This window comes from Shimazuella alba (assembly GCF_009831235.1).
Taxonomy (GTDB): Bacteria; Bacillota; Bacilli; order Thermoactinomycetales; family Thermoactinomycetaceae; genus Shimazuella; species Shimazuella alba.
Map to the genome: position 1 here is coordinate 36374 of NZ_WUUL01000013.1, position 10851 is coordinate 47224.

Below are 10851 nucleotides of genomic sequence, written 5' to 3' on the forward strand. Positions count from 1 at the left end.
GCAGTTGAGTTTGTTCCATTAGACAATTTACAATTTTCGGTAGATAATACAAAAGGGTGAATTCCCAAAATATTGTAATTGGAGTTGTTCCGATGAAAAAAAGTATTTCCATTGTCTCCTCTGCTGTAGTCCTAGCTTGTTCGCTCATACCTGCTGGTGTATTTGCTGCACCTCAACACCATCAGAAAAAAAATTCTTGTGTTACCTTGTATGAGCATATCAATTTCAAAGGTCGTTCCATCCGGTTTTGCTCCAATGATAGTACATTGGTTAATAACAACTGGAATGATCTTGCGTCCTCTGCGAAAGTTTCCGGAGGTGAGGGTGTTGTCTTGTATGAGCACATCAATTACAAAGGGGCTAAATGGACATTGAAACCAGGGAAATACGCCAATTTTACCAAGAAAATGCTAAGCAAGAACAGATCATGGAATGATGTTGTTTCCTCACTCCGTATCAGATAAATAGTAAATAACAAACTACATGACCTCTATGCACTTAGAGATCATGTGGTTTTCTTATGACAGGGTTCCTGCTCTAGTCCGCAGGATTATTTCCATTTGTTGGGCAAATTAGGGTTCGTCGTTCGTTTGCTGGTTCTGCCCCTTATTGCCAGTAACACTTATTCCGGTTTTCTGTTCTATTGCTCCCTAATGTACTTTTTCGGGGGATATGCAAAAAATACGGCTTTTACCCAGATTCCAGATATTGGTCAAATTGCACTTGGTCGCACGGTTGCTGGTTCTGCTTAGCGTAGGATTTTTACAAAATGTTGGCTATACCCTGTGACAGGGTTGCTGCTGTGCTCCGTCACATAGGTTCCATTTATTGTAACCATTACTCCACCTTTTCGAGGGGATGGGCAAAAATGCCGTAATTTCACCACTTACCTTTTTGAGACGGTTCGTGCTCTAGTCCGTCAGATAGATTCCATTATATGGTTCCGTTACCCCTCAGTAGCCGCTTGCTGGTTCTAAGCCTCGTAGAAGGTACATTCTACGAAATATTAAAGAGCCACCTATTGCAAGGCAGCTCTTACACAACCATACGTCCATGATATTTATGTTCTATCAGGAACATATGATTGTATTTTATCAAAACAGCCTTGGTGTCACTAGTGCAAGATAACTTATAATAAATTCCAGTATCATATCGCAGAGAATATTTCACAAATCAGATAAAATATAAGACATACAAAGGAGTGATGATTCTTGGACGATATCATAGTGCCTTTCTATCCCGAAAAAACGAAACTGCTCAAACCTAAGCAAAAGCCTGAATCAAAGATTATCGAAACAAAGCCCCCTAAACAAGAGAAGAGAAGGTATTCATCAAGAGAACGTGTTGAAAAAAAAGTGTCGGATATTATCTCCCAATATCCTAACGGATTTAATAAAGGGGAACAAACCAAAGTTCTACAGAGTATTGCAGATGAATTGAATTGCTCTCGTCAAACTGTTCATTCAGCATATGTAGTTGCTTGGACTAACGTTCAAATAGAAAAATGGAAGAAAGCACTGTACACCAAAGAGCTATCATTAGACACAGACACAATACATTTCATAAAAGAGATCACTAACCTTTCTATCGTAAAAGCTGGCCTTGGCAAAAAAAACGCAAATAAGGTGGAAAAAGTCTTGAGTGAGATCCTTAATGATAATAACTCATGATTGATGTATCCCAGTAGACCTTGGTCTATAGAGATACAATAAATGTTCACAATCATTCATAATGGCAAAACAAGATATAAAGTATAGTGATCTCTATAAAGAAAGATATAACAAAGGGATTAGCTAAAGACATGTGGAGAGGGTTTCTAATTAGAAATTTTTAAGGGAGAACTCTTCATGGAAAACAAAAATGTAACATGGAGCGAATTAATCGCTTTTGTTACCATGCTTGTGGCTGTCGCTGGATTACCATTAATGATTGTCACACTTGTCATCTCAATCTTTAGATAAGAGTAGCAAAAGCTACTCTTATTTTTATTTCCTTTTTTGCCTCTGATATGTATATAGAAGCAGTAATTAAAAAATCCTGTCCTTAGAAACGGGATTTTCTAACCAAAGGAAAGTTCTCCTTGAATATAAGAAATAGCTTTTTGGACTTTTTTCTTACCTTCTTTATTAACTTGAGATTTGTTAATAGGATTCTTTTTTTCACATCCAGGTATTCGATACCTCACAACATCTCCATATAATTGTTGGGAAATAAGCATAATAATTAATTGATTTAATGTTAAATCGTATTGTTTTCTAACGTCTTCTAAATCCTCATACATAAAATGATAAACATTCAAGTCGATGTGTTTGGAATAAGCCTTTTTTCTAAATCCTAATGGGTCATATCGATAAAGATACGGTAATACCCCATTACCCCTATGCCTTAATTTCATTATTACTACCCCATTCTTGCTTACCTTTTGTACTTCCAATTTCTTCATGTTCTTGTTAACTCCTCTTTACTTATCATTAAATAAACCCTCTCAAAAAGTATACTTTGTAATATGAATCCCACAACATTGATTTACAAACATTTTAGATGTATCAAAAGGCACACTAAATAAAATTGAAACGTATCAAAAACTTTTTAGGTTTAGTCAGGAATTCCTCTCACTTCGAAAGTAATGGCAATTGTAAAGCCATCCACATGTAAAAGGGATGGCTCGATTGACTAGTTAATAGCGATGGAGTGCTCATCCTTATCATTGGGAGTCTCCACCAAATTCCACTTGGTACTTTCATTCCTTTATCATTCATACGTATCACTCGTTATTCCAAGAGGTCCACCTTCCATTCTGGATATCCGTTGCGTAATACTTTCGATACGAATGGATCAAATGGAAAAGATTATATTTTATAAAGCACCTAATTGTTCTGTACTAATAGTTGCATCTCCTTTATCATCCACACTAAATCGAACTGCAATATCTTTAATTCCTAACGTGCGTAGCACCCGATCATAAAGATCTGCAGTGATACCAGGAGATCCACCTTCCATTGCAGAGATGGTAGATTGATGCATCGATTTTCCAGTGATTAATTTTACTTTAGAAGCTAGTTCAGTTTGAGTCCATCCCAAATCCAATCGACGATGAAGAATAACTCTCCCCATTTTTACAGAGTAACTTTCCATAAAATCCTTTACACCAGGAACCTCATCCAACATGTCAAAAACATCATTCACAGTTCTTTTTTTCATTATATTCACCCCTCTAAATATAAAGATGCCCATTGGCAGTGGGCGACGGTTACAAACAACGCTGGAAAATAGAACGTTGTTTTGCTTGGATGGACAATAATCGTAGATTAGTTGTCCGATATGAACGTTACATTCAAAATTATAAAGCATTTTGTATACTTTCTCTAATACTTTTATGTGTCAACCGACTTTTGAAATGACTTCTATATTATTAAACAAGGGAGGAGTTCGAATGCAACTTAATTATGGACCTGGCGACCCAGAGGAGTTTAAATATTAGAAAAGCGAGCTGATAATAGCTCGCTTTTATTATTGTCCTCTTTATTACTGCAAATCTATTAAAAATATATATCCCCCATCCATAAAATCTCATAAAATAATAGTTGGAGAAGTCAATGGAAATAACATAAAATTCACTGTTATATACGAATCTTTTCCTAAGGAGGAAATGTAAATTTGGGTGATATAAAACTTTTTCAACTAAAGGAAGATACAGTAGTTGAATTAGTAGGACAATCGGTGGCATTAGAAAAATCTTTACAACATATCATGGAACGTAATCTAGAATCTTTCTTAGGTGTACGATTCTTAGTATCTGAACAAAGCACTGGCAAACATCATAATGGACGGATTGATACACTTGGAATTGATGAAAACAACTCACCAGTTATTATTGAATACAAGCGATCTATGAACGAGAATGTGATCAGTCAAGGATTATTTTACCTAAGTTGGTTACTCGATCATAAAGCAGATTTTGAACTAATAGTCATGCGCAAGTATGGACAAGACGTTTCAGAGGCAATCGACTGGAGTAATCCTCGTTTATTATGTATTGCAGGAAGTTTTACAAAATACGATATCCACGCTATACAGCAAATAAACCGCAATATCGAGCTGTATCAATACAAACATTACAATGATGGACTTTTATTATTGGAATTAGTTAATGCAACCACCGGACAAGCCGATCATCAAAGCAATAGTACAACAACCGGAAAAGTCACAAAGGGTAAAACCGTAACCGAATCTTTGGCACAAGCATCTACTGATTTACACGATACATACGAAACATTAAAAGCTTATTTACAGGCTCTCGGTGATGATGTCCAAACTGCAACAATGAAACATTACATAGCGTTTAAACGAATTAAAAATTTTGCTTGTGTAAAAATATATCCGCAAAGCAATAAAATCTTGCTTCTCTTGAAAATAAACCCTGATACTATCACATTAGAACCTGGTTTTACCCGTGATATTCGCGATATTGGACATCGTGGTACAGGTGATTTAGAGGTGACTATTTTGAGTAAAGGTGATATTGATAAAGCTAAGCATTTGATTGATCGGTCTTATGATGTGAGTTAGTAGAAACGGGCATGCGAGATGCAGCCTGTTTTCTTTATTTTATAGAACTGGATTTCCTAAAATATAAAAATCTTATAATTAAGTTAATTTTGTAAGATAATTTAAGATTTTTCATTTGCTATTAATTTGATTTTATTGCTGAAAAAAAGACAACCCCAGCTTTTTTAACGTTCCTTGAAATTATTAATTATTCATATGACTCCTATTTATCTAGAAACTATTTCAAAACTAAAAATTGTCACATGAGTCTGAACAGAACTAAAATAAGCCCATGAGCAGACATGAGTTAATAGACGAACAATGGAAAATAATTGAACCTCTCCTACCGAAAAGAAAAACAAAGATAGGTCGACCACCAATCCCACTCAGGAAAGTCCTAAATGGGATTATTTACGTGTTGAAAACGGGTGTAGCATGGATGGATATGCCGAAAAAGTATGGATCCTATGTAACATGTTGGAGACGATTGAAAGAATGGGAAAAAGTCGGGATTTGGGAACGGATCTGGAGAAAATTATTGGGAATGCTGCAAGAAAAAAAGCGTTTGAACTGGGATCAAGTGTATTTGGATGGATCGTTTGTGGCAGCAAAGCGCGGAGGGACGGGAATCGGGAATACCAAGATGGGAAAAGGAACCAAAGTCATGGCTGTAGCTGAAAAAAACGGCATCCCCATTGGAATTTTGGTAGAGAGTGCACAGCCACATGAAATTCGCTTGGCAGAACGAACATTGGCTACTATCGGGTACCATCCAAGCGAGGTAGACCCCTTAGTCGATTTCGCGAATTGGTCGCAGATCGTGCTTACCATAGTGGAGCTTTTCGTCTCGCGCTTCGAAAAAAAGATCAAACCTACGATACCCGGTCGAAAAACGGATAAAAAAAGAAAAGGTCGCCCATTGGCAGTGGGCGACGGTTACAAACAACGCTGGAAAATAGAACGTTGTTTTGCTTGGATGGACAATAATCGCAGATTAGTTGTCCGATATGAACGTTACATTCAACATTATAAAGCATTTTGTTTACTTTCACTAATCCTTTTGTGTGTTAACCGACTTTTGAAATGACTTCTAATATTGAAAATATAATCCTATTATGGTTAGATAAAAGTATGTCTGTTTTGATCTGATGTAAATATGTGCTTCTCGCCTGACGAACATGTTGTTCTCGGCTGAGTTTGAGCTGCATGTTTGCTCGATCACGTTATCGTGAAAACAGCTGCCTTTGGCAGAAACCAGCGATAGCAGCGCAGGTAGAAGGCTTATACCATTCCCTGCACAGTACTTTGTTTTTTACCTTTCGCTTTTCACTGTGGACGGTAGCCAGTCTGCCTTGCATCTGGCCGCGTGCGACGTGACTGATCTCCCTTATAAAATAAGGGGGAAAATATGTATGGAAAAACAAGAGCAAGTTGTTGACCAACAGTCACGTCAAGAAATAGAGGGAATAACACACCTGGTAAAGACGATTGAGGCGAAAGATGCCAAAATCGACTCATTGCTCGCTGATAAGAATGAGTGGGAAAATCGGGCTCTTAAAGCCGAGGATCACTCTCAATTGCTTGCAAAGGAACTCGCTGCAACAAAAGCCGAGCTCCAAAAGCAGCAAACAGCAACCAATGAGTGGGAAAACCGGGCCATCAAAGCGGAGGACGCTTTAAAGAAAGCGAACTCCAGTAAATGGTGGATAATCGTGTTAGGTTGGATCGGTTGGATGGGATCGATGATCCTTTCAACCATTGTTGGGAAAGGAATCGAAATTGGTTCTCCCAAAACAATAAAAAAGACCTCATCATTGTTTCCAATCGATGAGATCTTTTCAACCCCCTACGAATACGCGGCTATGCTTTGGACGGCTGTCCGTGTATTTGTAGGTTTGTAAACATCTGACGGGGGATCGGTCACGTCGCACGCGACCTGATCACCGTCCACATTATTTTATAAAAAGCATAGATTTCTGTCAAGAATTCTCTTGGAATATATTGGTTTGCCTTTGTATTAGCCTCGACTATCTTAATGTAAGGTTGTCCATCTTCCACTCGCCGCCTTCAGCTTCCTTTCCCTTGGTTTCCCATGCTAGCCTCAAGTATCCCATCACTTTTCTAAAACCGCTGCCATTTGCCTAGTACGTATAAACATGTGCTTTCATTTTAAACCTACTTTACCTATGATCTCGAGATTTGCCAGCATAGATATCATAATTTTTTCCGTAAATATAAGTGATTCCTTCCCCCATCTCTACAACTTGTGCTCCAAGTAAGGTGATCTCTATCATTTTCCCATCTGTACTATGCAGCGTGAGTTTGCTAATTGGCTTGTCTGTTAGAGAAAGAGCATTTGGAGTTTTCTTATCAAAATAATAATCGATCCGCATCTCCTCTCTTCCCAATGACAGCTTCGAACCGCTGTACATTCTCCAGTGTGGACTTAGTTTGAGGAAGTCCACAAAGTCCCTCACCTTGTCTCTGCATCCCTCTACGATTAGTTTTAATGCCATTTTTCCTTCATCCCTTTCATTTATTTTAGAGCCTTATTGTGTTTGTATTATATATTATTCAGAAAATTATTAGCAAATTTGGCTTTTTTAGATAAAAATTACATTTTCTAATCTAAAAAAACCTCCGTTAGGATACAAAAACATGCTATCCACTATCGAAGATAAATAATACAATCTAAAAATTGGTAAAAAAAGAGGGATTTAAATAAGAAGTGGCGAAATTTTTTTAAAAAATTTACAATAAAGGAGGGTTCTACATGACAAAAGAAATGGGACATGCATTGCGTTCCATTCGCAAACAAAAAGGGATGCGAATTGCAGATTTAGTGGAGAAAGGCTTATCTTCCGCCACGATCAGTTTTATTGAACAAGGGAAAGTAGTAAAAGAAACCAAACTTCAGCGCTACTGTGAGAAACTAGACATCAATCCCACTCAGTTTCCCAATTTAGTGGAACACCAACAAAAATCCAATGCTCAGCTTCACATGCACTTATCTCTGTTAGAATCGCAAATCCAGCTCAACCTAGAAGACGGCGCCCTGCTTGCCGAACTGCGCAAGTTAGAAAAACAAGGTGAAATGCTGGGATTTGTCTATTTCCTCAAAGGATTATACTATTTTAACCGCAAAAAATGGGATCAAGCACAAAAGTACTTTGAAAGAGTAGTGGAGACGACCACAAAGCAGAAAGACTTCTCGTCCAATCTCATCGCTTCTGCTTATAAGGAACTGGCAAGGATTAGTTTTTTTCAGAAGAATGATCTCAAATCTGCTTTACACTTTGTTCAATTAGGATTAGATAGATATGATCCTGATGGTGATAGAATTGAAATAAAATACTTTCTTCTCATTGGAAAAATCTTATATCTGGAAAAATTGAATCGTGTAGACGAAGCGCTTTTCATCTTAGATAGTTTATGGTCTGAACGCTATAAAATATCAAGTACTGAAATTCTATTAAACATGTATGAAAGTAATGCTACTCTACTAAACAAAAAAAGAGAGTACAAAAAAGCTCTTCAGTATGTAGAAGAAGGTTACAAGTTAGCTAGTACTAATAGAAAACACAGGAGAGCAGTAGAACTTCTTACTGCATGGGGAAATATTTTATTAAACTTAAATGAATACGAAACTGCTAGAACAATGTATCATCTTGCTTTAGAATTTAAAGAAAAGAAGAAAATACAAGGAAATAATTTATTCGTTACTACATACACACACCTAGGACTATTGTACAAAAAAATAAATGATGTAGAAAATGCCAAAATCTATTTAAAAAAAGCTGTAGAAATTGGGAAACCTTCAAAAGACATTCCACGTTATTGTTTTGCTCTAATGTCTCTAGCAGATTTTGAGGCAAGTCAACATGCTTACCCCAGCGCAATTCTCTATTATAATGAAGCAAAAGAATTAGCTATAGCATATCACTTAGAAAACCAGTTGGAAATTATTCTGGTAAGCTTAGCTGATTGTTGGAAACAAACAGGCTATCAAGATAGATATGTTGTTTCATTAGAAGAAATACAAAAGTTACTATTAGGAAGGAAAGGTGAAAATATATGATGGACGGAGAACCACCTTGAATGACAAACTGCAAATTTCAATAAAATGTTTCTATACTACTGAAGACCATCATCTCGTTAAATCAGTAAACGCTATTTTCTCTACACAGAGAACTAGCGTTTTTTATTTTTTGATCTCATTTGAAGTAAACAAAACTACATTTAAGTACATACAAGGAGGTGGTGAAGATTTGGTTTCTAAACCGCTATAAACTGCATAACAAAAACGAGCGAAACCAATATGGAGTCGCTCGTTTTGATTTGAGGATTTATATATATGAACAATTACACAGCAGAAACTATATCTGCATCTATTTCTGAATGGATAATATTATGTCTACCTATTAACCGCTCCAACACCTTTACTCCTGCATCATGACTGACTTTACCACCATTGGAAGCAGAGTAATGTGCTAAGACAATAGGATGAATATGATTCTCAAATAAATCGACTGCTGTCTTTAAAACACAGCAATCCGTATCAATACCAAGTATAAATACTTTACCAATGTTATGCTCTTTGATAAATTTCATTGTTTCCATGTTAATAGCGGAATATGTTCCCTTTTTGAAGATATTGGTAACATACGGTTTTATTGCAGCATGTATATCTTGTTCAGCAGAGGTAGACAGTTTCCTCCAGTGAAGATAGTCTCTATAAGGACTTGGATCTTCGTTAATAAATTGCGTGAAAGCAACATAATCGAACAAGTTCTTTTGCAACAGACTTGTTATTCTTTCCAGTACAAATTTTGTCTTCTCACTAACAAATCCATTTTGTACGTCCACTACAAATAATAGTGTATTCATAATAAACCCTTTCATCTATACCTATTTTTTATAATAATAACGCAGACAGTTACTGCAAACAATCCAGCCGTTTTGACAAGGGCTGTTATCGATAGCGGAGTGGGGTTAGAAAAATATTTATATAGATCAGGGGCTATTTGGAGATAGGCTACAGAAAATATAAGAATTTCGCTTGTTTGGATAAATACATGCTTTCGCTTTTCTTGTTTTGCTTTTAATGCATTTTCCCAATAACTTAACTTATTGAGCAGTCTATTTGCATTCGATAATATTCTGCTGGAATGAACCAATCCATCCAAAATACGTGTATAACGTTCTGGAATACTCGAACCATTAATATGCTGCACATCTTCTATCGCACGTTGGGTCTCTAATTTTATTATTAATAACTGTTCCATGGTAAAATCAGATTTCTGAACACCTTTTAAAGTCGTTGGTAAACTTGATTCTAAACAATAGAGATAGTACCAATAATGTTGTAGTTCTACCTCTAATAAAATCCAATCTTGCATATCTAGTTTATTGATATTTCCTGTTACAAAGACTGATGCCCAGCTCATAAAAGCCAAGATATCTTTTCTTGTTTCAAAATCAACAGGTTCTTCGTCCATCTCATCCAAGAGTTTGCTTAATTGATCAGGATCTTTCATTACCTTATCCTCATCTAAGCTCAAAGAATCATTCATTCCTAAATAAGCAGGATTTAAGATAATTGGTATCCCTTTTTGAAGATACGCTGGCAAGTTTGTAAACGTTAAACTCTCTGTCTTTAGTTGAGAAGGATAACCAAAATGAATGGACATCACATAAGACAGCCCATCATATTCCCAATCTGGCAAAGACGAAACCCGCACTCGTTTTTTTGGCTTTGCTAGTACCTCTTTTAGTTCACTCATAACTTTATGAATCGCTAATGAAACGGGATACTTCCCTTCCAAAATGGAACGATGACAATTTCGACGATCTCTTAAAAAATCCACTACAAATCGTATATCTTCTTTATAATTCATTGGATTATCTTTTAGTACAAAAACACCAATCCCTGTATCAAAGAGATATAAATCCAACTTATCATTCATCCCGCTTATGCTTGCTACGATAGGCTGTTTGGTAAGTATCATTTTTGATCTATCGTCTAATTGTTTTAGCATATGTTTGTTATCTAGATAATCACATATTTTATCTATGTCTTTTTGGGATAATGAATCGCCTAAATCAAATGGAATAAAGCGAACAGGCTTAATTTGTAAATGACTAAAATCCATCCACTCTCTCCCTTAGCAAATTTTTACTTATATATTCTAATTTAATGTTTTTTTCTGATAATGTCTACAATAAGTACTGAAAATTTAGATTTATAAGTCGGATAAACTCTAAATTTTCCTTTATTATAAAGTAGACCTTGAAAGAGAAAAC

The 10851-nt window shown here is 36.2% G+C and carries 13 protein-coding genes; 8 read left to right on the top strand and 5 right to left on the bottom strand.

The features are described 5' to 3' along the window. The first annotated feature begins 92 nt into the window (after window positions 1-92). The 3 genes from GSM42_RS16540 to GSM42_RS16550 all read left to right on the top strand — a co-directional run bounded on the left by GSM42_RS16540 (window position 93) and on the right by GSM42_RS16550 (window position 1670). The gene (locus GSM42_RS16540; protein ID WP_160802647.1) at window positions 93-464 is read left to right on the top strand and encodes a beta/gamma crystallin-related protein; all 372 of its coding nucleotides are present in this window, start codon (window positions 93-95) and stop codon (window positions 462-464) included. Window positions 465-560: 96 nt separating this feature from the next. After that, the gene (locus GSM42_RS16545; protein ID WP_160802648.1) at window positions 561-752 is read left to right on the top strand and encodes a hypothetical protein; all 192 of its coding nucleotides are present in this window, start codon (window positions 561-563) and stop codon (window positions 750-752) included. A gap of 459 nt (window positions 753-1211) precedes the next feature. Next, window positions 1212-1670, top strand: coding sequence for a hypothetical protein (locus tag GSM42_RS16550; protein WP_160802649.1), 459 nt, complete (start codon window positions 1212-1214; stop codon window positions 1668-1670). Window positions 1671-2059: 389 nt separating this feature from the next. Here GSM42_RS16550 and GSM42_RS16555 read toward each other — a convergent pair whose 3' ends face one another. Both GSM42_RS16555 and GSM42_RS16560 read right to left on the bottom strand, forming a co-directional pair. Next, the gene (locus tag GSM42_RS16555) at window positions 2060-2443 is read right to left on the bottom strand and encodes a hypothetical protein (RefSeq protein ID WP_160802650.1); all 384 of its coding nucleotides are present in this window, start codon (window positions 2441-2443) and stop codon (window positions 2060-2062) included. 413 nt (window positions 2444-2856) lie between these two features. Beyond that, entirely contained in the window at window positions 2857-3201 is a 345-nt protein-coding gene (locus GSM42_RS16560; RefSeq protein WP_160802651.1) for a helix-turn-helix domain-containing protein, read from the bottom strand. 38 nt (window positions 3202-3239) lie between these two features. Here GSM42_RS16560 and GSM42_RS21460 point away from each other — a divergent pair, with 38 nt between their 5' ends. From GSM42_RS21460 to GSM42_RS16580, 4 genes are all read left to right on the top strand, one after another. Beyond that, a complete protein-coding gene (locus tag GSM42_RS21460; protein ID WP_420821010.1) occupies window positions 3240-3401 on the top strand; it encodes a transposase in 162 nt (53 codons plus the stop codon). Window positions 3402-3657: 256 nt separating this feature from the next. Beyond that, on the top strand, window positions 3658-4569 hold the full coding sequence (locus tag GSM42_RS16570; protein ID WP_160802652.1) for a DUF5655 domain-containing protein: 912 nt from the start codon (window positions 3658-3660) through the stop codon (window positions 4567-4569). Window positions 4570-4840: 271 nt separating this feature from the next. Further along, a complete protein-coding gene (locus GSM42_RS16575; protein ID WP_160802653.1) occupies window positions 4841-5635 on the top strand; it encodes an IS5 family transposase in 795 nt (264 codons plus the stop codon). 325 nt (window positions 5636-5960) lie between these two features. Continuing rightward, window positions 5961-6449 (top strand): hypothetical protein, encoded by a 489-nt coding sequence (locus GSM42_RS16580; RefSeq protein ID WP_160802654.1) that lies wholly within the window; start codon window positions 5961-5963, stop codon window positions 6447-6449. Window positions 6450-6728: 279 nt separating this feature from the next. On the opposite strand, the gene GSM42_RS16585 is transcribed toward GSM42_RS16580, so the two are convergent. After that, on the bottom strand, window positions 6729-7064 hold the full coding sequence (locus GSM42_RS16585; protein WP_160802655.1) for a hypothetical protein: 336 nt from the start codon (window positions 7062-7064) through the stop codon (window positions 6729-6731). A 257-nt stretch (window positions 7065-7321) separates the two neighbouring features. Here GSM42_RS16585 and GSM42_RS16590 point away from each other — a divergent pair, with 257 nt between their 5' ends. After that, window positions 7322-8626, top strand: coding sequence for a helix-turn-helix domain-containing protein (locus GSM42_RS16590; RefSeq protein WP_160802656.1), 1305 nt, complete (start codon window positions 7322-7324; stop codon window positions 8624-8626). Window positions 8627-8910: 284 nt separating this feature from the next. On the opposite strand, the gene GSM42_RS16595 is transcribed toward GSM42_RS16590, so the two are convergent. Then, window positions 8911-9435, bottom strand: a complete 525-nt coding sequence (locus GSM42_RS16595; RefSeq protein ID WP_160802657.1) for an isochorismatase family protein — start codon at window positions 9433-9435, stop codon at window positions 8911-8913. 11 nt (window positions 9436-9446) lie between these two features. Next, the gene (locus GSM42_RS16600) at window positions 9447-10700 is read right to left on the bottom strand and encodes a hypothetical protein (protein ID WP_160802658.1); all 1254 of its coding nucleotides are present in this window, start codon (window positions 10698-10700) and stop codon (window positions 9447-9449) included. Between the last annotated feature and the right edge of the window lie 151 nt (window positions 10701-10851).